Source organism: uncultured Idiomarina sp. (assembly GCF_964010655.1).
In the GTDB taxonomy this organism is placed as follows: Bacteria; Pseudomonadota; Gammaproteobacteria; order Enterobacterales; family Alteromonadaceae; genus Idiomarina; species Idiomarina baltica.
In genome coordinates, this window is sequence record NZ_CAXGLS010000029.1 from 1 (window position 1) to 23,281 (window position 23,281).

The 23,281-nt window shown below is 45.7% G+C and carries 21 protein-coding genes and 1 pseudogene; 14 read left to right on the top strand and 8 right to left on the bottom strand.

Annotated features, from left to right (window positions below; all coding sequences use genetic code 11):
• Positions 1-429: 429 nt before the first annotated feature.
• A complete protein-coding gene (locus ABNS04_RS08265; RefSeq protein WP_272978519.1) occupies positions 430-702 on the top strand; it encodes a hypothetical protein in 273 nt (90 codons plus the stop codon).
• A gap of 219 nt (positions 703-921) precedes the next feature.
• Here the strand turns inward: ABNS04_RS08265 and ABNS04_RS08270 are convergent, their stop codons facing one another.
• Both ABNS04_RS08270 and ABNS04_RS08275 read right to left on the bottom strand, forming a co-directional pair.
• The gene (locus tag ABNS04_RS08270; RefSeq protein ID WP_272978518.1) at positions 922-1,395 is read right to left on the bottom strand and encodes a hypothetical protein; all 474 of its coding nucleotides are present in this window, start codon (positions 1,393-1,395) and stop codon (positions 922-924) included.
• Between the two features lie 410 nt (positions 1,396-1,805).
• Positions 1,806-2,876 carry a hypothetical protein gene (locus ABNS04_RS08275; protein WP_272978517.1) on the bottom strand — a complete coding sequence of 357 codons (1,071 nt, stop codon included), beginning with the start codon at positions 2,874-2,876 and terminating at the stop codon, positions 1,806-1,808.
• Positions 2,877-3,064: 188 nt separating this feature from the next.
• Here ABNS04_RS08275 and ABNS04_RS08280 point away from each other — a divergent pair.
• Positions 3,065-3,556: pseudogene (locus tag ABNS04_RS08280) on the top strand (cation diffusion facilitator family transporter); the annotation flags it as partial.
• A 37-nt stretch (positions 3,557-3,593) separates the two neighbouring features.
• Positions 3,594-4,169 carry a glutathione S-transferase family protein gene (locus ABNS04_RS08285; RefSeq protein ID WP_272978516.1) on the top strand — a complete coding sequence of 192 codons (576 nt, stop codon included), beginning with the start codon at positions 3,594-3,596 and terminating at the stop codon, positions 4,167-4,169.
• Here the strand turns inward: ABNS04_RS08285 and ABNS04_RS08290 are convergent.
• Together ABNS04_RS08290 and ABNS04_RS08295 are read right to left on the bottom strand one after the other, a co-directional pair.
• A complete protein-coding gene (locus ABNS04_RS08290) occupies positions 4,166-5,812 on the bottom strand; it encodes an acetolactate synthase large subunit (RefSeq protein ID WP_272978515.1) in 1,647 nt (548 codons plus the stop codon). The genes ABNS04_RS08285 and ABNS04_RS08290 overlap by 4 nt on opposite strands.
• Positions 5,813-5,926: 114 nt before the next feature.
• Positions 5,927-6,313, bottom strand: a complete 387-nt coding sequence (locus ABNS04_RS08295) for a DUF4168 domain-containing protein (RefSeq protein ID WP_006954729.1) — start codon at positions 6,311-6,313, stop codon at positions 5,927-5,929.
• A 163-nt stretch (positions 6,314-6,476) separates the two neighbouring features.
• On the opposite strand from ABNS04_RS08295, the gene ABNS04_RS08300 reads away from it, so the two are divergent.
• The 3 genes from ABNS04_RS08300 to ABNS04_RS08310 are packed head-to-tail and all read left to right on the top strand — an operon-like array spanning position 6,477 to position 10,023.
• A complete protein-coding gene (locus ABNS04_RS08300) occupies positions 6,477-7,961 on the top strand; it encodes a HAMP domain-containing sensor histidine kinase (protein ID WP_272978513.1) in 1,485 nt (494 codons plus the stop codon).
• Positions 7,948-9,294, top strand: coding sequence for a sigma-54 dependent transcriptional regulator (locus ABNS04_RS08305; protein WP_272978512.1), 1,347 nt, complete (start codon positions 7,948-7,950; stop codon positions 9,292-9,294). The genes ABNS04_RS08300 and ABNS04_RS08305 overlap by 14 nt, the downstream gene beginning before the upstream one ends.
• A gap of 42 nt (positions 9,295-9,336) precedes the next feature.
• On the top strand, positions 9,337-10,023 hold the full coding sequence (locus tag ABNS04_RS08310; RefSeq protein WP_006954726.1) for a type 1 glutamine amidotransferase domain-containing protein: 687 nt from the start codon (positions 9,337-9,339) through the stop codon (positions 10,021-10,023).
• A 22-nt stretch (positions 10,024-10,045) separates the two neighbouring features.
• On the opposite strand, the gene ABNS04_RS08315 is transcribed toward ABNS04_RS08310, so the two are convergent.
• Positions 10,046-12,061, bottom strand: a complete 2,016-nt coding sequence (locus tag ABNS04_RS08315) for a TonB-dependent receptor (protein ID WP_272978511.1) — start codon at positions 12,059-12,061, stop codon at positions 10,046-10,048.
• A 2-nt stretch (positions 12,062-12,063) separates the two neighbouring features.
• Positions 12,064-13,197 (bottom strand): PQQ-dependent sugar dehydrogenase, encoded by a 1,134-nt coding sequence (locus ABNS04_RS08320; protein WP_272978510.1) that lies wholly within the window; start codon positions 13,195-13,197, stop codon positions 12,064-12,066.
• Positions 13,198-13,346: 149 nt separating this feature from the next.
• On the opposite strand from ABNS04_RS08320, the gene ABNS04_RS08325 reads away from it, so the two are divergent.
• Together ABNS04_RS08325 and ABNS04_RS08330 are read left to right on the top strand one after the other, a co-directional pair.
• The gene (locus ABNS04_RS08325; RefSeq protein ID WP_006954722.1) at positions 13,347-13,772 is read left to right on the top strand and encodes a hypothetical protein; all 426 of its coding nucleotides are present in this window, start codon (positions 13,347-13,349) and stop codon (positions 13,770-13,772) included.
• Complete coding sequence (locus ABNS04_RS08330) at positions 13,772-15,286, top strand: FMN-binding glutamate synthase family protein (protein ID WP_006954720.1); 1,515 nt, start codon at positions 13,772-13,774, stop codon at positions 15,284-15,286. The genes ABNS04_RS08325 and ABNS04_RS08330 overlap by 1 nt, the downstream gene beginning before the upstream one ends.
• A gap of 2 nt (positions 15,287-15,288) precedes the next feature.
• Here the strand turns inward: ABNS04_RS08330 and ABNS04_RS08335 are convergent, their stop codons facing one another.
• Positions 15,289-16,203 (bottom strand): hydrogen peroxide-inducible genes activator, encoded by a 915-nt coding sequence (locus ABNS04_RS08335; RefSeq protein ID WP_006954718.1) that lies wholly within the window; start codon positions 16,201-16,203, stop codon positions 15,289-15,291.
• A 126-nt stretch (positions 16,204-16,329) separates the two neighbouring features.
• On the opposite strand from ABNS04_RS08335, the gene ABNS04_RS08340 reads away from it, so the two are divergent.
• The 6 genes from ABNS04_RS08340 to ABNS04_RS08365 all read left to right on the top strand — a co-directional run bounded on the left by ABNS04_RS08340 (position 16,330) and on the right by ABNS04_RS08365 (position 21,966).
• Positions 16,330-16,875: a peroxiredoxin gene (locus ABNS04_RS08340; protein WP_272978508.1), complete on the top strand. Its 546-nt coding sequence runs from the start codon at positions 16,330-16,332 to the stop codon at positions 16,873-16,875.
• A gap of 62 nt (positions 16,876-16,937) precedes the next feature.
• Entirely contained in the window at positions 16,938-17,468 is a 531-nt protein-coding gene (locus ABNS04_RS08345) for a carboxymuconolactone decarboxylase family protein (protein WP_272978506.1), read from the top strand.
• 140 nt (positions 17,469-17,608) lie between these two features.
• Entirely contained in the window at positions 17,609-18,838 is a 1,230-nt protein-coding gene (locus ABNS04_RS08350) for a Zn-dependent hydrolase (RefSeq protein WP_006954712.1), read from the top strand.
• Between the two features lie 62 nt (positions 18,839-18,900).
• Positions 18,901-20,325: a cytochrome c oxidase accessory protein CcoG gene (gene ccoG, locus ABNS04_RS08355; protein ID WP_272978503.1), complete on the top strand. Its 1,425-nt coding sequence runs from the start codon at positions 18,901-18,903 to the stop codon at positions 20,323-20,325.
• A 6-nt stretch (positions 20,326-20,331) separates the two neighbouring features.
• Positions 20,332-21,318, top strand: a complete 987-nt coding sequence (locus tag ABNS04_RS08360; RefSeq protein WP_272978502.1) for a serine/threonine protein kinase — start codon at positions 20,332-20,334, stop codon at positions 21,316-21,318.
• A gap of 27 nt (positions 21,319-21,345) precedes the next feature.
• Positions 21,346-21,966: a thiol:disulfide interchange protein DsbA/DsbL gene (locus ABNS04_RS08365; RefSeq protein ID WP_272978501.1), complete on the top strand. Its 621-nt coding sequence runs from the start codon at positions 21,346-21,348 to the stop codon at positions 21,964-21,966.
• 48 nt (positions 21,967-22,014) lie between these two features.
• Here the strand turns inward: ABNS04_RS08365 and ABNS04_RS08370 are convergent, their stop codons facing one another.
• A complete protein-coding gene (locus ABNS04_RS08370) occupies positions 22,015-23,277 on the bottom strand; it encodes a mechanosensitive ion channel domain-containing protein (protein ID WP_272978500.1) in 1,263 nt (420 codons plus the stop codon).
• Positions 23,278-23,281: the final 4 nt, after the last annotated feature.

Consider the following 23,281-nt stretch of genomic DNA (forward strand, 5'->3'; position numbering starts at 1 on the left):
AATACTGCGGTTGCTTAAAACAGGTTTTTTGGACAACTCGGTTGAAAAACACCGCATGTTCCTTCTCGAATTCTGTTAACCAAGCCCTATCCGAATAACTTGCCAGTAATGGCGGCTTGCGAGAGCTGTAATAGCTCATACTCCTTGGATGAGGAATATATTGCATGTGTATTGGCTTGTATGATGGCGGGAACAACGAAGATTGATTTGCTCGAGAGTAGTAAAATTAAGAATACACTAAAAAGGAAGCCTGCTCTCCATAAGATGATACAAGACGAGAAGGCAAACGCAAAGCGTGGTTCATTTTGGTTTAATACCAAAAGATTTGCGAACATAATCCGGAAGCTGGCAGTTGGCCATGCAGCTTTTGAGCTGAGTTTAGTTCCTAGGGATGAACCATCAAAATTAGTATTTGATTTGGTTTCTTCAATGTCTGAAAGTGAATGGGACGACTTTGATGGCGCAACCGTAATGGGACAGCTTGGAGAAGTTGGTTGCCGTAACATCCAAAGAATGTATGTAGTCGAAGTCAAACTCGACTCTGTCCTTGATGAAGACGAGGTACTTCCCTTAATTGTAAATGATTGGGTGGACGTTCAAGAGGGAGTTTATAGGTATCACACATTGCAACTGAGCGATGGTATTCAAGTAAAAATTATTTTAGGTGAATACATGGCATGCACGGTGTTTTGGGAATATTAATGAGTGGTATGCGACTTTATTACACGTTTGGTTAAGTTGCATCGTTGTAAAGCTTTGCGAGTATGCAACTTTATTTCTTTGAGGTCCATATTCTTTGCTGAGTAGCAGCACATACGAAGCTGCTCAGTATGAAACTTTATTACCGCACCACAACGGCTAATAAGGACATAAAATGTATCTTTTGAGTAACATTAGATGTCCTTTTTTTGCTGGATGACACTAAACTTTCACCTCTAAGTTACCCTGTTCCGTTATATCTACTTTTGTTTTTAAATACTCATAATCTTTTTCAGAAAGGTAAAATCCTGACGGTATTCTGTAACGCTTGTCATTGTAGTAAAAAAGCATATAGGGCGCGCTAAGAAATCTTGTCCATAATGGCTTTCGAAGTACATAGACCATTTTATTAAGTGGAATTTCCTTAGTTTTGCCGAACTTTTTAATGAAAAGGGTATCGTTTTCTATCCAATATGAAAAAAATGGTTCAGTAATTATTCGAAACGGCATGTAAATAAATACTGAGAAAAAAAGGAGTGTCATGCCAACGGTCATTATTGCCTCAAATGGGCTACCTTCTCCTGTCTTATAAAAATTAATGACCAGATCCTTGGTTGGCCAGATAAAGTACAGAATACTGCAAAAAAACAACAAAAGAAAAACAAACCAAAAATGATTGAACTTAAATTTAATCACTTGCACAACCTACTTCAATTTTTTAATTAGATTAAAACGGTAGTCATTAGGCTTGATATAAAACCCCGAATTTTCCCACTGATAACCTTTATAACGCTAACCGTATTTTATTAAAGAGAAACCAAAATCCGCCACATAATATTGTATAAAGAGGAGGCCAAATAAAGAAACTATGTTTGAAAGACCGTCCGGTTGGCTGTTACTGATTATCCAATAAAAATAAGTAAAGGATAGAATTAAGGTGATAAGCATAGGCACCCATACTTTAATTTTTATACAGATTAGCGTGATGAGAGCTATGATCGCAACGTGGACTAGTATTAAGGTCATAATGTAGCCTCTGGTAAATTCAACTCTTGACCAATTTGTTGCCGTCAGACGAAAGATAGAAGCCTTTCGGAATCCTATAGCTAGCGGCTATCAACGGTATCAGCTCCATCCGACATCAAGCTACAGGTTGCGCCTAGAATCAATCTGCGTGTTTTATCTTGCGCATCATAAATGTATGCGCATAAATGTGGATTATCGGGATTAACATTAGCTGCAAGTCTAGGCTCTTTCTGTGTTTGTCGAATTGTTTGAGGTGTTTGATAGCTATTCATTGCCACAACAGCACATGGCGACACTTCTCCGCCAAAGTCTTCGAAAAGACTCAGGCTCTTGTTGCCTAGCCGCGTTAACGACTCAGTAGGATTAATAGTCAGCGTATCGCCCTTTAATGTCAGGAGGAATGTTGCTTTCGCAGAGTCTTTTGGGTCCTCCGGATCGGCAAAATTTAAGGATATTGTCGAATTATGAAACGGCTTTCGCTTAATCAAGTAAATAGAAGACTGATTGAGAGTGCCCTTAATAAACCGAGACTGGTTGGCTACCTCGATCGTCGATGGTTCACTGTTGAAGTCGATTTCGCTGAACAGTTGGCTTGCTTGTTGTTGTAACTTTTTACGCGCATCAACTGAAAAGAAAGACGTTAATCCAAGATATTGAGGGTTATTTGTGCAGACGTGGTTATTAGCTTGCGTGTTATTTGAGTTAAGCCATTGCTGATACTCATCCGTAGCTTTAAACGAACGGCTTAATTGGTCGCCGATATGATCTAATTGTTTATCGATTTGCTTTGCATAGGCAAACAGCTGCTTCGCGAGGTAGGTTTCACTGTTTGTATGAGAGGTCTGTGAGACGTTAAAGGTTTCTGGTTTAATATCACCTTGCATTAAGCGTGTTACGGGTGCGATCACTTTAAACGCGTCGTACCGAGATGACTCAGGTCGATGTACGATGATGCGATATTCTGAGTAGATGCGTTGATGTTCTTTTTCCGGGTTTTTATTTGTATTAAGAACGATCGTGTTGAAGAACCAGTCACGGAGTTGACCGGTTGTACAATCTTGGCATTGAATGAGAAAAGTAGGTGTTTCAAATGTTTTGCCAAGGGCGTTGAAGCTCGTTAAAAGCAATCCAAGTATAAGAAGTTTTCGCACTGTGTTCTCTTATTTTGATAACATTATTTTTACAATAATATAATAGTACTGTGTTGTCAGCCCAAAATGACGAAGTCAGTGCGACATAAATCGCGATATGCTTCGCATATACATCTTATCGTGTCATAGTAGTTACTAAACCAACACACACTCTGTTGTCCGTCTCACTGAGTTAACAAGTGGAGTTTATGAGTCACGATCACCATCATCACCATCACCACGATATGTCTTCGAACCGGATTGGTTGGGCATTTTTTCTCAACTTGGCTTTCACCATCATTGAGTTTATTGGTGGTGTTTTAACGAACAGTACAGCGATCCTTGCAGATGCGGTGCACGATCTAGGCGATAGCTTATCTATAGGCCTAGCCTGGTTACTCAACAAGTTCAGTAAGCGGGATCCATCTCGCACCTTCACGTACGGGTATCAGCGGCTTTCATTGGTCGGGGCTTTTATTAATGCGGTGATTCTAATTGCCGGTTCGGTCTGGGTGCTTTATACCGCCATCCCTCGCTTATTTGATCCCGTGATGCCCGTTGCTGAAGGAATGATCGGACTGGCGGTTTTTGGTGTCGCCGTTAATGGCTATGCGGCGTTTAAATTAAGTGCAGGTGAGACGCTTAATGAACGCGTATTAAATTGGCACCTGATCGAAGACGTGTTGGGCTGGGTCGCGGTATCGAGCCCTGTCGAGACCATTAATAGGAGAGCGGTTTATGGAACTGTTTGGTAGTTATACTTCACCGTATGTACGGCACTGTCGTATTGCCTTTAAAGAAACGGGGTTAGCGTATTCGTTTACCGAGACTGATCACGATATGAGTGCAAAGCTGAGTCCTGCTAAAAAGGTGCCTTTTTTACATCATAACGACCTGCGCTTTTTTGATTCTTCGAGCATATTAAAATATGTGCGTGAAAAGAACGGCGAGCGTTTTTTCGCGGACACCACTGACTTTGACCAGTATTGTTTGGTGAATACAGCGATGGACGCCACCATTAATCTGTTTTTATTGAGCAAGGAAGGTGTGACGCCAGACAACAATGGCTACATGAAGCGCCAGCATGAGCGCGTGCATGAAATTCTCGCTTTAATGGAGAGCCGTGACCATGCTGTTGCTTATGAGGGACCGCATCCGTTCAGCGATGGTGAACTGCGCTTAGGTTGTTTCCTGAGCTGGGGACTCTTTCGTTCACTGATTTCGTTAAACGAATTCCCCAAGCTGCAGGCATTTTTAGACAAAATTAACGACTATCCTATCTTTGCAGATACGCATCCAAGCCTTAAAGATTAGGCTTGGATCGCTTTTGCGCGTTTAGGAATTTCCTCGTTGAGTAATTCAACATTGCGTGAGTAATCAACGGGAACGTCGATGATGTGCACGCCACCTTTCTCCATGCAGTCACGCATCAGTGGCTGCAATTCTTCTGTTGCTTCTAACCGGTAGCCGTTAGCACCGTAAGCTTCCGCGTACTTGATAAAGTCAGGGTTCTTAAAGTCCAAGCCAAAGTCGTGCAAACCCATGTGCTCTTGTTTCCACTTAATCATACCGTAAGCGCTGTCGTTAAGAATAAGCACAACCAAATCGAGATTCATACGAACAGCGGTTTCGATTTCTTGCGAATTCATCATAAAGCCGCCGTCGCCGCAGATAGAAACTACCTTGCGGTTTGGGTGGACCAGTTTAGCAGCCATGGCAGATGGTAAACCGGCGCCCATCGAGGCCAGTGCATTATCGAGCAACACGGTGTTTGGCTGGCGTGCAGGATAATTGCGAGCAAACCAAATTTTATAAATACCGTTGTCCAACGCAATGATGCCGTCGTCTGGCATAACTTCTCTCACTTCCTCTACTAGGCGCTGAGGTAGCATAGGGAAAGCCTCGTCATGTGCGCCTTCGTCGGTGTGGTCACGCATGTGTTCGCGGACTTTCAGCATAAATTCAAAATCCCAATGAGACTGCGGCTCGATACCTTCTTTAAGCTGCCAAATGCTGTTGCCTATATCGCCAATCATACTGGCGTGTGGGAAATAAACAGAATCGACTTGGGCGCCTTGGAAGTTAATATGAACCACCTTGCGTTGATCAGGTTTCATCATGAATGGCGGTTTCTCAACGACATCGTGGCCGACATTGAGGATTAAGTCAGCTTGTTCTATGGCACGATGTGGGTAATCGCCATCAGATACCGCAGCATTCCCTAACCAACGTGGGTGATCTTCATTAATGACACCTTTACCCATTTGCGTTGTGATAAATGGAATTCCTGTTTTATCGACGAACGCACGAAGCATTTTTGCCGTAATTTTACGGTTGGCTGCGGCACCAATGACGATGAGCGGATGCTTAGCTTCCTTAAGCAGTTTCAAAACGTAATCGACAGACTTATGCTCAGTAATTGGACGACGCGAGTAACTCGGTGTAATTGGGGTAGCATCCACTTCTTCAGCTGCAATATCGTCTGATAGCTCAAGGTGCGCTGCACCTGGTCGTTCATCTTCGGCACGACGGAAAGCCTCCCGTACGTGTGAAGGTATCGTCTTTGCACTGATAATCGGTTGAGTGTACTTGGTGATAGGCGTCATCATATCGATGACATCAATGATCTGGAATTGACCTTGCGGCCGATCTTTTATTGGCTTCTGTCCCGTGATCACGACCATTGGCATCGCACCGAGTTGTGCATAAGCAACGGATGTCACTAAATTGGTCGCTCCAGGCCCAAGTGTTGATAAACAAACCCCCGGCTTTCCTGTTAACCGCCCATAGGTCGCCGCCATAAAGCCCGCAGCTTGCTCATGGCGCGTTAACACCAGTTCAATTGATGAGTTTGAGAGAGATTCAAGTAAATCGAGATTCTCTTCTCCTGGGATACCGAACACATATTGTACACCCTCATTTTCGAGAGCTTTTACCATGAGGTCTGCTGCTTTCACTAAGACACTCCTTTTAAATTCGTGTGAATATTAAATGCTACGTTGTGGAGGTCAATTATGATCAAAAAAGGGCGGTACTATGACCGCCCTTTAAATTAACGTTAACATCGATGCTTACGAGTTACCTTCACCTGAAGTCATTTCTTTAAGGCGAGAACGCAACTCTTTATCGCTTTGAGCGCGTTGAATGATCATGTTGTACTGTTGTGGTGAAAGACCAGAATCTTTCACTGCTGCGATCATCTCTTTCTGCGCTTCTTGCTGGATGCTACGCGCTTCTTCTTGATTTTCAGCATTTTGAAATTTGTCGCGATATTTCGTCGTTACTTTTTGAACGTCTTCCATTGCAGCGACAAACTTGACCAGCATGCCTTCAGTAATTTTTTGCTGAGCTTGCTGTTGTGCCATTTGATTTTGTGCTGCGTTGTCTTGAGTTTGCGCAGCGGCTGCAGTAGTCGCTAATGTCATTGCTGATGCGATTGCAATCATTGTCTTTTTCATCGTGAACTCCTGTTGTTCAAGAAATTTAATCACTTTAGATAAAGCGAATACTGTGCCAAGTTTTTAACGTCATGAAAAATAAGGAAAAAATAAATACCTGTAATCAAACAAGGAAAATTTACGATTTCTTATGTATCCTTTTGATACACACAAAGGAGGTAATGTGACAAAAAGATACACTTTACCGCTCTCGAGTATTCAGCGCCGTTTATTGCTTTATGTGGTTATTCCAATGCTATTAATTTCTGGGGCTGCGATAACGTTTGGATTGAATATAGCGGGTCAGCAAGAAGAGGAACGTCTTAAGACCGATCTTAAATTGATTGGGCGGGCGATTAGTTTGCCGATCAGTGATGCGCTTTTAAACAATGACTTGGCGACTGTGCAAGCGAACTTAGATTCGGTTTTTAATATTGGACGCGTTTATGGCGCTTCAGTTTATGACGTAAATGGTCAGCAAGTCGCAGAGGCAGGTGTTACAGAGACTGACTTATCAGACAGTTGGTTAGCTCGACAAACTGTACAAACCGGCGTCTCACAAGATGACTACCGTCAAGTTGAGGGGCGTGAGGTGTTTTCCCAGTTCCTTCCTATTGTTGATCGTGGCGGCCGTATTATTGGCCTTCTGCAAATTAATCGACGCGCCAGCGATTTTGATGAACGGTTTGAGCAACTAAGCCAAGTCGCGTGGATTAGTTGGTTTATTTTTGCCGTGGTGACGATTGCCGTTTTAGTTTTTGGTCATTATCGCGGCGTTGGGCGCCATGTTTTGTATCTTCGCAATATTATGCAACAGGTCGCTGAGGGACGGCGCGATGTTCGGGTTGATACCCATGGACCGAGCGAGATCGTCGCGATAAGCCAAGGTCTTAACGAGATGCTAGAAGCGGTCACTCGTGCCGAGCAAGAGATCCGGGATAGACGTCAAGAAGAGCAGCGTCTAAATGAAGCCTTACGTGAACAAGAAAAAATGGCGGCTATCGGTTCGGTTTCGAGTGGTGTCGCTCACGAGCTAGGTGCACCGCTTACGGTGATTGATAATCGTGCTAAAAAGCTTTTACGGCATACCGACTCTGAAGATGACAGGCGTCAGTTACAAGCCATTCGAGGGCAAGTGCATCGCTTAACAAGATTGGTCAATCAACTACTCGCCTTTTCTCGCACGCCTGTGAGCGAACGCCAACAAGTGGCAATAAAAGTGCTGATAGAGCGTGCATGCACCAGTGTGGGGTTTGAGCTGGAGAATGACGATATCCAGTGTGTTGTTGAGTATCAGGGCGATGATGTTTGTACGGTTGATGTCTCGCGTATGGAGCTTGCGTTAGTGAATGTACTACGAAACGCGTATCAAGCGGCTAAATCAGAGGTGCGTATTGCTGTGAGTCAAACACCTAGCTCGACCGAAATCATGATTATGGATGATGGCGACGGACTCACTCAGCGCGCTCAAGCACATGCCACCTCGCCTTTTTACAGTAGCAAAACAACCGGTGAAGGCACGGGGCTGGGATTGACTATTGTGCAGCACATCATGAGCGATCACGAGGGTGAGTTGAAGCTTGAGAACCGCCCTGAAGGTGGTTGTTGCGTTATTTTGTTACTTCCTCAAAAGGAACTAAAGACAGGAGGTTCGAATGACAGCGAGTAAAGCGCAAATCGCCGTTGTTGAAGATGATTCAGCGCTACGTGAGCTACTTGTTGAGGAGCTTGAAGCAGAGGACTACAAAGTTTTTGCCTTTCCATCAACCGAGGACTATCAAGCTGAGCTGCCTTCGGTTGATGTCGTTGTCAGTGATATTCGCTTACCCGGTTCTTCAGGTTTGTCACTACTTGAGCATGTCAGAGAGGCGGGCGCTCCTGCACTTATTCTTATTACTGCGTTTGCCACTGTCGACCAGGCGGTTGATGCGCTAAAACAAGGGGCAGCTGACTTTTTGACTAAGCCACTTGATGTTGAGCACCTGCTTCTGAGTGTTCAACGTGTGTTGGAGCACCGCTTATTAAAGCAAGAGTTGACTCGTTTTAAGTCACAGCAAAAAGGACCCGCGGGCCTTATCGGGCAAAGTCCCGCAATGCGCAAGTTGTATCATCAAATTGAGCGGCTCGGCACAGCCGGAGGTAGTGTACTTATTACGGGCGAATCCGGCACTGGTAAAGAGCTGGTTGCGCGCGCAATCCATGAGCTTAGCGAGCGGCGTGATAAGTCTTTTCAAGCGGTCAATTGTGCGGGTATACCCTCAGAACTGATGGAAAGTGAGTTTTTTGGTCATACGCAAGGGGCGTTCACCGGCGCTCAGGGTAAACGCTTGGGGCTGTTCAAACAGGTTGATGGTGGCACTCTATTGCTTGATGAAATCGGTGAAATGCCGTTAGCACTTCAAGCTAAACTGCTCCGGGTGTTACAAGAAGGTACGCTACGCGCGGTAGGTAGTGATGACGAAGAAAAAGTTGATGTACGTATTATTGCTGCAACCCATCAAAATTTAGAGCAGCGTGTGCGGGATGGCGAGTTTCGTGAAGATTTATTTTACCGGCTAGAAACCTTCAGTGTGAAAGTCCCCGCGTTGCGGGAGCGAGGTGAGGACGTTGAGCGTTTAGCGCATCACTTTATTAGTGTGTATGCAGAAAAGGCAGGCAAGCGTATCACTGACATTGATACCGATGCTTTGGATATACTCTATCGTTATCGTTTTCCTGGCAACGTCCGAGAACTACAAAACGCGATTGAGCGCGCGGTGACTTTCGCGCAGTCGCACCATTTACAAGTCGATGATTTACCCGAGCGCATGCTGGAAGTGCGTGATCCGACAGCCGATAAGCAACCACACTGGCATACATTGCAATCCCATCAAGATGCATATATTCAGGACGTTATGAATCATGTGGGTGGCAATAAGAAGAAAGCGGCGGAGATTTTAGGGGTCACGCGGCGCACGCTTTATCGTTGGCTTGAAGGTCAAACTGATCAATCTGAAAGCTGAAAACGTATTAAGGGCACGAGTACAAACGCTAAGGAGTAAACCGTGAAGATTTTAATGGTTATGACGTCTCACGATGAGTTAGGTGATACGGGTAATAAAACAGGGTTTTGGTTAGAGGAATTTGCCGCACCGTTTTACACGTTTGTCGATGCTGGCGCGGATGTGACAATTGCTTCGCCTAAAGGCGGGCAACCACCGATTGATCCGAATAGTGAAGCGGAAGATGCTCAAACAGAGGCGACGAAACGCTTTAATGAAGATCAGGATGCGCAGAACAAGCTCAGTAGTACATGCAAGCTCGATGAAGTCTGTGTTGATGATTTTGATGCTATCTTTTACCCAGGTGGACATGGTCCATTGTGGGATCTCACTAACGATGAACAATCGATTGATTTGATTGAAAAGTTTTGGTCGAAAGGTAAGCCTGTCGCGGCAGTATGTCATGCCCCTGCGGTACTGCTTAATGCAAAAACACCGGGCGGAGACCCTTTAGTCCAAGGTCGCACGGTTACTGGATTTAGTAACTCCGAAGAGGACGGCGTCGGTTTATCAGACGTGGTTCCTTTCCTCCTCGAGGATGAGTTATCAGCAAAAGGCGGTCACTATCGTAAGGTTGACGACTGGCAGTCTTATGCTGTGCAGGATGGTATGCTGATTACGGGTCAAAACCCGGCATCATCTGAGCAAACGGCTGAGCGTTTGCTCGATGTGTTACGGGCAATGTTGTAATCGTATGATAATAGAGCTGGCATCAAAATAGATGATGCCAGCTAATCCCAATACTTGCCGAACGACCGATTCCGGGTTCAAATGAACGACCACTGCCCTGATTAACAACGACTGCTCCTACGTAGTTTCTATCCAACAAATTATCCACTCGAAGCCAAGCTTCAAACTCGTTCTCGGCTATTTGCCATTGCTGGGTTAAGGCCAAATCCCATTTTACGTAGCTCGGTGCTTTTACTGTATTACTATCGTCGGCGTAAGTTTCACCGCGATATTGTCCAAGTAGTTGAACTTGAGTGGCTTGTGTGGGCTGCCAAGTGAGTCGTGTAAACCATTGGCTGTCAGCGACCCCAGGCAGTTGCTTACCGTTATAAAGACCTCCTTGATAGTTGGCATCGATATAACTGTAGGATACAAAGCTATCTAATTGCTCAGTTAGCTGTACGTTAAGCTGCCACTCGATACCTTGACGTTCAGTCTCACCTGCGTTGCGGTAGGTCGTGCGTCCGTCGTTCGATTGATCAATAACAATGTCGTCCTCAGACTGAATATCGAACATTGCCAATTGCGAGGAAAACCGTCCTGCTGAATTAAATTTTAAGCCCCATTCGGTTTGTCGATATTGACTGGGCGATAGTTCGGTATTGAGGCCACTGCCATTATTACGATAAGCCAACTCAGTCAAGGTGGGTGTTTCGAAGCCTGACCCTAGGCTGATATAGGTTGACCAACGCGGCGCAAACGCCCATGTAAGACCGACCGCTCCGGAGTTATCACTGAGCTCATTTTGACCGCTGTCATCGGGATCGCCTGGCATAATAAACTGGTCGTCTACCGAGAAGTCAAAGCGGCTGTGTCGAGCGCCAGCGGTTATTCGCCATTGTTCATTAAATCGATGCGTTAAACGAGTATAAACGGCTTGCTTTCTAACATAGTTAAACTCGTTGCGACGCAAGTCACCCTTTTCACCTTCATCGTTCACAAAACCGAACCGATGGTCTTGCTGGCGCTCGTATCGCAAACCAAAACCTATATCTGTTTGCGCTGTGGCTTGCCACTCTACATAAGCTGAGCTGCCTTCGAACTGGCGCGACAAATCGATCACGGCGCCCGAGCTACCAATGGCGTCTCCTGCAAAGGGTAAGAACTGGACAACGTCGCGATCACCCTGCCAAGCCGCAATACGTGCGCGATAACCATCTGCGTCGAGCTTCCATGTCAGAGAACCTTGCCGATGATGAATGGATTTTCGGGTATTGAAATCAATGGCTCGACCGACGGTTTGGTCGGGGTTTTGGCGCCAAGCACTGGGGGTTAGCGCACTTGGATCTTCTAACAATGGGGCGTTGTTGTTGTCGTACCGTAGGATAAGTTGTTGTTGGTCGTTGATATCAAAGTAGTACCGCAATCCTTGTTGCTGTCGCTTTGCCGTATTGTGAGGGCGAGGTCCCGCGGTGTACAAGTCGGTGGCGATGAAGCGCAATTTGTGAGCATCATTGACCCAGTCAAATTGGCCTTTGGCGCGGTTAAGATCGTTGGCACCTGCGGCTACAGCAATCTCACTCGTGGTTCGCTGTGGTGCACGCGTGTTCCATTCGACCACGCCTCCGCCCGTGTTACCGTATAGAACAGCGAGTGGACCGCGGAACACTTCGACTGTTTCTGCTTCGTCTAAAATGATACTTGAGGTTTGCGCTTGGCCATCAGGCATGGACAGAGGTACACCATCGACATTCAACTGCAAGCCACGCACACCGAATGCTGCGCGTGCACCGAATCCACGCACGACGAGACGCGTGTCCTGGGCATAGTTGTAGCGTGTATCCGCCTGAATACCCGGAATGGCGCGAAGTGTATCTCCCGCATCAATATTCAAAGATGGCAGTTGCTGGTTGATATCGATAAGGTCAACGCTACCGGGGGTCATTCGCCATTCGCTACCGGACTGCTGCGCATTCACCTCGATGATTTCATTAATTTCTTGGCTAAAACAAAGGGCTGGCGCAAGAGCCAGCCCTGTTACTGTGCGTAAATACTTCATAATTATTTTACGGGTGACAGTTTAATAAGTTGGCCACTATCGGCATCGGTCAGAATATATAAGAATCCTTCAGGACCTTGTTCAATATCACGGATACGGAAGCTGGTTGCGTCTTCTAACATCCGTTCTTCGTGCAGAACACGACCTTCTTCAAGATCTAACCGTGCAATTGTTTGTCCGCGTAAGGCAGTCACCAGTAAATCGCCTTTCCACTTTGGAAATTTATCGCCGGTATAGAAAATTGAGCCAGCCGTGGCAATTGAAGGAAGCCAGTAGTAAAACGGTTGCTCCATGCCTTCCTTATGTGTGCCAATACCGATTTCACCGCCACCGTAGTCTTCGCCATATGTGATGGTCGGCCAGCCATAGTTCTTACCTGCTTTGGGAATATTAACTTCATCACCGCCCTGTGGGCCATGTTCAATCGTCCATAGCTCGCCCGTATCAGGATGAATAGCGGCACCTTGGACGTTGCGGTGTCCATAAGACCAGATTTCGTCAAGTGCACCGTCATTGCCGACAAAGGGATTATCTTTAGGAATTGAGCCATCGGACCAAATACGCACAATTTTTCCGTGATGATTATCTAACGTTTGTGCATCTTGCATTCTGGAATAACGCTCGCCTAAAGTAATAAATAGATGCCCTTCGGGAGAGAATACAAGACGGGACCCGAAGTGAGCGTTACTTTCATACTTTGGCGCTTGGCGAAAAATAACCTCGCCTTGAGTCCATTTATCTCCGTCAATTTTACCTCGCATAACGGCGGTGCTATTGCCATTACCTCCTTTGGGGTCTTTTTCTGAATAACTGATATAGACCCAGCCATTATCTGCGTAGTCGGGATCGATGTTAACGTCTAGTAGACCACCTTGGCTTTTTGCAACCACCTCAGGCGTACCTTGTATGGGTGTTTTCTGACCGGCTTGAGTAATAATATTTAGCGTACCTGAACGCTCGGTAACCAGCATATCACCCGATGGTAAAAAGGCGATTCCCCAAGGGTGGTTAAGTCCTTCGCTAATGGTCTCTAGCGACAGCGTGTGACGTTCTGTCTCGACTTCTTGCGCGAGTACCGAGGTACTCATCGTCGCTGACAAAAGCGCAGCTGCTACTGCAGTGAGGTTGCTTTTCATGGAGCCTCCATAATTAACTTGTATAGTTTTTAATATTTTTAGTATACGTATTAATTTAAGATTTTGATGACTTTTCTTGATCTCTTTATAAATCACAGCCTTACTTAATAATGTTGTTAACTATTAATTACAAAACTAAAGGAAAGCTTATGAAATCCAAGTCATTGTTAAAGGCGGCCGTGAGTGTCACACTGATTTTGCACTTAACTGCGTGCGGAACTTTGTTATATCCGGAGCGTAAAGGTCAAACGGGTGGACGTATTGATGCTGGCGTCGCAGCTCTGAACGGTGTTGGCTTATTATTATTCGTTATTCCTGGTCTTATTGCTTACGCTGTGGACTTTAACAACGGTACAATTTATTTGCCGGACTCTGCGAATGCAGAAAATAACGAGGGTGATGGCTTATATACCATCAAAGTAGATGGTCCTCTCACCAAGGATGAAAGCCGTCGATTAATTGAGGAACACGTCGGTGGACCTGTCGATTGGAGTCAATTGCAAACGCATTCAATGGATCGTGTTAATGCGGATTCAATCACAGCTTCACTGAATAAGGTACAAGAAGCTCGATAATGCAAAGTCAATCTTGGTTTGATAATTCAGCGCTACTAACCGTTGCTCAGTGGTTAGTAGCGCTTTTTGTTTTAGGCATCATTACGCTCGTCGTTAGTGTCGGTGTGATGTATGTTGTTGATAAAATACAAACGCGTCATACGATCAGGCGTAACTACCCTGTAGTTGGTCGCTTTCGTTATATATTTGAACGTATGGGCGAATTTATGCGGCAATATTTTTTCGCCATGGATCGCGAGGAAATGCCTTTTAACCGAGCGCAACGAAGTTGGGTATATCGCGCCGCTAAAAACGCCGATCGTAATGTTGCTTTTGGCTCGACCCGAGATTTGACTCGCACAGGGACGATTATTTTTAGTAATGCGCCCTATCCGCCACTAGCCGAACAATCGGTGAGCCCGCAGCCCGTAAAAATTGGTCCGTATTGCGAAAAGCCCTACTCGCCGACGTCATATTTTCATATTTCCGGCATGAGTTATGGCGCGTTATCGCCGGTTGCCGTTAAAGCGTTATCTGCAGGAGCAAAGAAGGCCGGTTGCTGGCTTAACACCGGGGAAGGTGGCTTATCGCCCTATCATTTATCGGGTCACTGCGATGTGGTTTTTCAGATGGGTACAGCAAAGTTTGGTGTGCGCACGAAAGACGGCAAACTCGATGAGTCACGTCTAGCTGAATTAGGGCGACATGATTCGGTTAAAATGTTTGAAATTAAATTAAGCCAAGGTGCCAAACCAGGGAAAGGCGGTATTCTACCTGGCATTAAGGTCAATCAAGAAATTGCCGAAATTCGTGGTATTAAGGTGGGCGAAGATGCGATTAGCCCTAACCGCCACCCTGAAATTAGCAATAATGAAGAGCTACTCGATTTCATCGATAAAGTACGCACGATTACCGGCAAACCCACGGGCTTTAAATTTGTCATGGGTGACCCAAGTTGGATAGACGAGTTAGTCGATAGCATACTCAGCCGCGGTGAAGAAGCGGCCCCAGATTTTATTACGCTCGATAGTGCCGATGGTGGTACAGGCGCCGCACCACAGCCACTCATTGATTATGTCGGGCTAAAGCTTTCAGAGAGCCTGCCTATCTTGGTCGATAAGTTAACCGAAGCCGGTTTACACAAACGTATTCGTATTATTTGCTCTGGCAAAATGATCTCGCCTGCGGATGTTGCTTGGGCGATTGCAATGGGAGCCGACTTTGTTGTCTCAGCCCGTGGTTTTATGTTTTCGCTCGGTTGTATTCAAGCCATGCAGTGTAATAAAAACACTTGCCCGACCGGTGTGACGACCGATGACCCGAAATTGCAACGTGGTTTAGATCCACAAGATAAATCGGAACGCGTCGCCAATTACCACAAATACCTTGAATACGGCGTTAATATAATTGCTCATTCGTGTGGGGTGACCGATCCGCGTCAGCTTAACCGCCGCCATGCGCGTGTCATTAAACCGGATGGTGAAAGTATCAGTCTGGCGGAGCGTTATCCGCTTCCGCCAGCACGTAGGCGATAGACTCAGTTCAGCGTATTCACTGGCAGTAACGGCGCGATGAGTTCTGCCAGTTTACGAAAAGTTTGGCGCCGACTTGTGGTGGGTCGATAAACCATACCGATATCACGGAACGCTTCCTGACCTGCTGGTTTCAAAGGCTTGAGGTCGGTGTTATCAAGGATGCCGCGGTCAATCGCCATTTGTGACATAAAAGTGGCACCTTTCTTAGCGTCGGCCATCTGAACGAGGCTGTGTAAGCTTGTCGCCGTAAACGGATTGACTTTAACCGTATCGGTTAATTGGCATGCCGATACCGCATGTCCCGTTAAACAGTGCTCTTTCTCGAGCAAGAAAATACTACCATCGGGTAGCTTATCGTAGTCAACGGGCTCTCCAAGCTGATCAGCTATTTCTTTGTGCGCAACCAATTTGAACGGATCGCGCCCGAGTAACCACTTCTGGTTGCCATGAATATCCATCGGTAGCGCTAACAGCAATATATCCAGCTCACCGTCGCGTAGAGCACTCAATAAATTGGCCGTGGTGTCTTCAGAAATCTGTAGATCGAGTTTGGTAAACTTGGCCTGAACGCGACGACTCAGTTCAGCGACGACGAAAGGCGCGATGGTAGGGATAATACCTAGGCGTACAGGGCCTTCCATAATATTGCCATGGCCTTTGGCATAGTGCATCAGCTCTTCGGTCGAGGTGATAATCTTTCTCGCTTGTTCAACGACCTCTTCACCGAGCGCGGTAAACAAAAATGACTTATGGTCACGCTCGATCAATTGGCAGCCCAATTGCTCTTCTAGGTTCTGAATGCCGCTACTTAGCGTCGACTGACTGACGTTACAGGCGGCTGCGGCGCGATTAAAGTTTTGCTGCTGATGTAATGCAATCAGGTAGTTCAGATTTTTCAAACTCGGTAATTTGCTCATTGTTCACCTGTGATTATTGCTTTTTCGATTATCTTAATAGGTTTTATTCGTTTTATCCAATCAATAAATTTCCCTACTATGCTCCTCGAAACGTTAAGACACGACTAATGATTAGGAGATAACATTATGTTGACAGTAGGCGATAAGTTACCAGATTTCAGTGTAGTTGCTGCGAAGCCAAAATTTAATATGCCAGAGGAAAATGGCGAGAGCGCATTCGAAACAGTGACGCAAGACAGCTTTACAGGTAAATGGAAAATTATTTTCTTTTATCCAAAAGATTTCACCTTTGTATGCCCCACTGAAATTGTTGAATTCGCTAAGTTGAACGAAGAATTTGCTGACCGCGATGCTGTGGTTTTAGGTGGCAGCACGGATAATGAGTTCGTTAAGTTGGCATGGCGTCGAGAGCATCCTGACCTTGACCGTTTGAACCAGTATTCATTCGCTGACAATGGTTCACTCGTTGATGGTTTAGGTGTGCGTGATAAAGCAGAGAATGTGGCACTACGTGCAACCTTTGTTGTAGACCCACACAACGTTATTCAACATGTGTCAGTCAACAACTTAAATGTCGGTCGTAACCCTGCTGAGATCCTCCGTATCTTAGATGGTTTGCAAACTGACGAGCTGTGCCCATGCAACCGCGCTGTCGGTGGTGACACTCTGTAAGTGATGATTGGTTGGGGATTCATTCGAGTCCCCTTGATGAATGACTCGTCGAAGTAGAGGTAATGATGGCGATTGCAGATTACAAACAGTTGTTAGGCGACCACGGCAAAGATACTAAGCTGAATTTGTCGAGTCTGTTTAACAGCGTCGATACATCCGGTCTAACGACAGACCAATTCTATGGCACTGCTTTATCCTTGGTTTACAGCTTAGGCGATGAAGAACTCATTCAGGCGATTGAGAACGAGACTGGTGATAAAGTCGAAGATAACGTGAAGCAAGCGGCAAAGTTAGCGGCAACGCTCATGGCGATGAACAACGTCTATTATCGTTTTCTTCACTTATCGAGTGATAAACAATTTTCTAAGATGCCAGCGGGTCTGCGGATGAATGCGATGGCAAATCCCGGTGTCGATAAAGCGGATTTTGAGTTGTTCTCGCTCGCTGTTTCAGCGTTAAATGGTTGTGGTTTATGTATTGATTCGCACGTGAAGACACTCGTTCAACATGATGTCACAGCACAAGCGATTCAAACATCAATTAAGTTGGCGGCGGTACTTAATGCAGCATTGACTGCACGTAAACTGTCGTAATCCCCCTAGGAGCTGTGCTCCGATCCCTGTCTAGAGCAGCCCCAACTGCTCACAACGCTTTGCCCACCGCTTGTCGGTGGGCTTTTTTTATCTTTTCAAAGATGTGTCCTAAGCTTATTAATACAATGAGCGGAGGAACTATGAATATCAATGCTGAACGTCTGAAATCTACGTTACGAGAGCTTTCTCAAATTGGTTACAACGAGTCGGACCACGGTGTTTATCGGTGGGGCTTCACCGATGCTGACATGGAGGCTCGTCGGTGGTTTCTAAACTTGGCCGAACAAGAAGGCTTTAAATGTCACATGGATGGTGCGGGTAATGTGTTCGCGGGCATCGGCGATTACCATGAGACCCCTGCCGTTTTAACAGGATCTCATCTTGATACAGTGCCTGCAGGCGGTATGTTTGATGGTGCGCTCGGGGTACTAGCTGGACTTGAAGTATTGCGCACGTTGAAAGAAAACGATGTAAAGCTGAAACATCCTGTATGGGTCGTTGGTACGGCAGAAGAGGAAGGTCGTTTCGGTGGTATGATGGGTTCGCAAGCACTGGCTGGCGTAGTCAATATGGATTGGTTGATGTCTGCGCATGACGCTGATGGGGTGTACCTGAAAGATGCGATGGCAAAGCATGACTTGGATGTCATGGATGTACTCGACGCTGCATGGCCGCCGAGTCGCTTAAAAGCGTTTTACGAGCTACACATTGAGCAAGGTCCTGTGCTCTTTAATGAAGAGGTGAGTATCGGCGCAGTTGAGGGCATTTCAGGCGTGTTTAAATGGATTGTGCATTTAAAAGGCAAAGCTGATCATGCGGGCACCGCTCCTATGAATATGCGCAGCGATGCGTTTATGGGATTAGCTGATTTTGCACATGAAATTGAGCGTATTATTGCCGAGGATGGCACCGATAAAACGCGCATCACTGTAGGTAAGGTTGAGCTCAAACCTGGTAGTCCACATACTGTGCCGGGTGAGGCCATATTTACGATTGTCGGCCGTGATATGAGTAATGAGGTGATGAATGATCTTGCTGATGCGTGTCGGAAAGCCTTGTCAGCTATCGCTCGGAAGCATCGGTTGATGTTTGAGTATGAACAAGTCAGTTGGTTAAAGCCTCAATCCTGTTCAGATAAGTTGACGCAGATCATAGAAAAAAGCGCCAAAGCGCGTAACTTAAGCTGCATCAGAATGCCTAGTGGTGCGGGTCACGATACGCAGTTTTTTTCAGAGATTACGCAGGCTGGACTCATCTTTATTCCCTCGGTCAATGGTGTGAGCCATGCTCCTGATGAATGGTCTCACTGGCATGATGTGGAGGCGGGTGCAAACATACTTTTGGATTGCATCTTAAATTCAGCAGAGTAATGCGGCTTTATACGATAACTGTTATACTGCTCGCACAATGACCTGTTTCTAGTGGTAATGTCATGGAACAAAAAGTCACAGTTCAATCGGCCGATAAGGTCAAAATCCAGCGTCCTTCCAAAAAAGGCGGCTCAGACACGGCTCGCAATCGTATCTATGTTCGTGACGTCAAAGGCGGGATGGAATACTTTCGGCGTTCTTGGGGCTTTATTTTACTTGCTGTTTTTGCCCTCATCCCTTGGTTAACTTATAACGGTCAGCAAGCCGTATTGCTGGATATCATGGAGCAACGCTTCCGGATCTATGGTCTTACATTATGGCCACAAGACTTCACGGTGTTGGCGTGGTTCGCGATTGTTGCAGCTGTAGCGTTGTTTTTTGTGACCACAATATGGGGACGTGTCTGGTGTGGTTTTATGTGCCCACAAACCACCTGGACCTTTATTTTTATGTGGTTTGAGAAGAAGTTTGAAGGGCCGCGTAATAAGCGTATTAAGCTGGACGAACGCAAAATGGACTTTGACAAGTTCTGGCGTAAGACCGGTAAACAACTGGGTTGGATTTCAGTTGCGCTACTCACTTCATTGACCTTTGTCGGTTACTTCACCGATGTACGCCAACTTTTTGCTGACTTTTTTACCTTAGACGCCGGTTTCTGGGCAACATTTTCTGTGTTGTTCTTCGCGTTTTGTACCTACGGTAATGCAGGCTACATGCGCGAGATCATGTGTACTCACATGTGCCCGTATGCGCGTTTCCAGTCAGCGATGTTCGATAAAGATACCTATACGGTCAGTTACGATGCAAACCGCGGAGAGCCACGCGGACCACGATCGCGTAAAGCAGATCCTGAGGAAAAGGGCCTTGGGCATTGTATCGACTGTTACATGTGTGTTCAGGTCTGCCCAACAGGGATTGATATTCGTAACGGACTACAATATGAGTGCATCGATTGCGGTGCGTGTATTGATGCCTGTAACGATGTGATGGATAAGATGAATTATCCTCGTGGTTTAATTCGGTTTACCACTGAACGCAACCTCAACACGACGGATAAATCTAAGAAAACCAATCCGTGGCGAATGAAAACAATTGGCTACTTCGTCATCATGTTAGTTGTCACTTCGGTGATGATTTGGGATGTCGCAACACGGGTTCCGCTTGAGGTGGATGTATTGCGTGACCGTAACTCTCTGTATCAAGAAAATATTCAGGGCGAGATAGAAAACGTGTATACCCTGAAAATTGTCAACAAGTCGCAGATCGATCAAACGTACAAGATTGATGTAGAAGGCTTGTCGCAGTATCGTTTGATTGGCAGTGCTGAGAAATCAGTGGGTGCAGGAGAAGTGGGTAGTTTACCTATAACCCTGGCGGTACCACCAACCGAATTGAGTGACTCAATTACCGAATTTAACTTTGTTGTGACCTCGGAGACATCGGAAGGTGTTACTATAAAGCAAGAATCTCGCTTTATTTATCAATAGGTCACTATGGTTAATGACAAGGACTTTGCATTCGCAGGTCTGTTGCCCGATGTAGTTATCAATGCTATCGAGAGCTTGGGTATTTACCCAAGCTCCGGTTTGCTTCCCCTCAATAGTTACGAAAATAGGGTCTACCAATTTCGCTGTGACGAGGGCATGCGCTATGTCGCTAAGTTTTATCGCCCTTACCGTTGGAGCAATGCTCAAATAGAAGAAGAGCATCTGTTTTCTCAACAACTACTCGATGACGAAGTCCCCGTTGTAGCGCCGCTAAAGGTGTCAGGTCAATCTTTGCATGAATATGAAGGTTACCGCTTTGCGGTGTTTCCAAGCATTGGTGGGCGTGCTTTTGAGCCGAACGATTTAGATGACTTGGAGCGACTCGGACGGCAAATAGGTCGTTTGCATCAAGTTGGAAAGAAAGACGCATTTAAGGCACGTGAATCATTAGACATTCAACGACTGCTGTCGGAATCCATTGATGAATTGCGGCAGTCACAACTATTACCTCGAGAGTTAGAAGCCGCGTTCTGGGCCATTTTGTCGCCGTTAGCAGAGACACTACAAACTTTTGCATGGGATAGTTTGACCTATCAAAGATTACACGGCGACTGTCACATTGGTAACGTATTGCAGTATGATACAGAACTAACCTTCGTCGACTTAGATGATTGCCGTATGGGTCCGGCAATACAGGACCTTTGGATGATGCTCAATGGCTCTCGTGAAGATCAAACGTGTCAGCTCGATGCGTTAGTTGAGGGCTACCAAGATTTCTGCAATTTTGATAAAAAAGAAATTGCGTTTATTGAACCTTTACGCGGGTTTAGACTCATTCATTACATGGCATGGCTTTCTAAACGTTGGCAGGACAGTGCTTTTCAACGTGCGTTTCCATGGTTTAGCGAAGCTCGCTACTGGGAGTCACAAATATTAGCGCTTAAAGAACAGCGGGCTGCATTAGACGAAGCACCCATTAAACTCGGTTATTAATAAAGCGAATTAAATAGGTAAGAGCATATGAAAAACTGGTTGTTAGGATTAGCGAGCGCGTTACTGTTGGTAACGGGCATGGTGCAAGCTCAAGAGTTTGAGGAAGGCACCCATTACGAAGTGATTTCTGATGCAGCGACAAGTGACGCACAAATACTCGAGTTTTTCTCGTTTTATTGTGTTCATTGCTATCGCTTTGAACCTATTGCGGAGCGCCTGAAAAAGGAATACCCAGACGCTTTTGAGAAAATGCATGTGTCATTTTTAAGTCCCAAAGATGATGTGGGTGAAACGATGACAAAAGCCTTTGTTGTTGCTCAGAAACTCGGTATTGAAGAAAAAATTATTCCAGCAATATTCGATTACAACTTTGCTCAGCGCAATATGCTGACTAGCGAAGATGATATTCGCAATGTATTCATTTTAAATGGCGTTTCTGGCGAAGAATTTGATAAAGCTATGTCGAGCTTCGCGGTACGCGCAGCGGCGAGTAAAATGGATCGGACAGCGGCTGATATGGAAGTGCGTGCAACACCTACGTTTATTGTGAACGGTAAATATAAAATGTTACCCCAAGGCTTCCGCGACAGCGATGACTTTGCTGCCGACTTTAGTAAGCTTGCAAGTTACTTACTTGATAAGTCTTAATAAGGCTTAGAACGAGAGCCCCGCCCAGATGGCGGGGCTTTTTTCTATCTATTGATCGTCTTTATCCTTGCTATCGTTGTCATCATTAGATTCTCGTTGTTGCTCAGATGACTGCTTTTTGATGGTTGGTGTTTTAGGGAAGTACTGATAGTAGCTCAGTTTAAAGTCACCCATAATGGTGTAGAGATATTCGAAGAGAATGGACTGGATTTTCTCGTAGTCTGTCCAACTGGTTTGCTTCGAGAATGCATAGATTTCTAGCGGCAGCCCAGACGCGGTAGGCTCAAGTAAGCGCACCATGAGTGTCATATCCTGATGAATTTGTTCATGGCCACTTACATAGTCTTGCACGTAGCATCTGAACGCCGTTAAGTTGGAAACAGGCTTCTGAATCTGATGGCGGTTGAGCCACTGTTCTAGTGATTCATTGAAGTAGCTTGATGCCAGCGACTCGAGGGTATCATCATCAAGTATCTGAGCACTGTCGAGATCGAGCATCAGTGATCGTTTGATACGGCGGCCACCGGAGTTAATCATCCCCTGCCAGTTTTTAAATGATTGATGAATGAGCACATAGGTGGGTAAGTAAACCGTTGTTTTATCCCAGTTTTCCACTTTTACAGTGATAAGACCGACTTCTTGAACGGTACCGTCGACGTCCGAGTCGGGGACTTGAATCCAGTCGCCAATACCAACCATACGGTTAGTTGCAAGTTGTACCCCTGCAACAAATCCCATTAGGGTGTCACGAAAGACCACCATCAGTATTGCCGTCATGGCGCCAAAGCCACTCAATAAATACATGGGGGATTTATTCATCACAATAGCGACTGAGATGATAATTGCCATGAGTACTAATATGAGCTTGGCGACTTGAATGACACCGGTAATGGGGACCTCTTTGGCCTTGCTTGAATACTCGTAAGCAATTGAAACGACGTTCGCTAGTGCCAATAAAATACTGGTGATCACCCACGTTAAATAGATACCTACGGCGGTTTGTAGAGGACCTTGCCATTTTTCGAAGTCATCAACAAAGACTACGGGAATAAATAGATTAATAAGTAGAACCGGGGCGAGATTAGCGCACCGTTTAAAAAAACCACTGTTTACGAGAGAGTTATACCATCGCTCAGGGGCTTTTCTGAGCATGCGATGAATGGTTTTATTGATAATTAAGCGGGTGACTTGATAAATAATATAACCCGCGATGATGACCAGTACGGATTGTATGCCGAGCACTGCGTAGGTCAGTAAGTCACCTTCAAGTCCGAGCTGGCTCAACCATTCGTTGATGAAGTTTAAATCCATACGG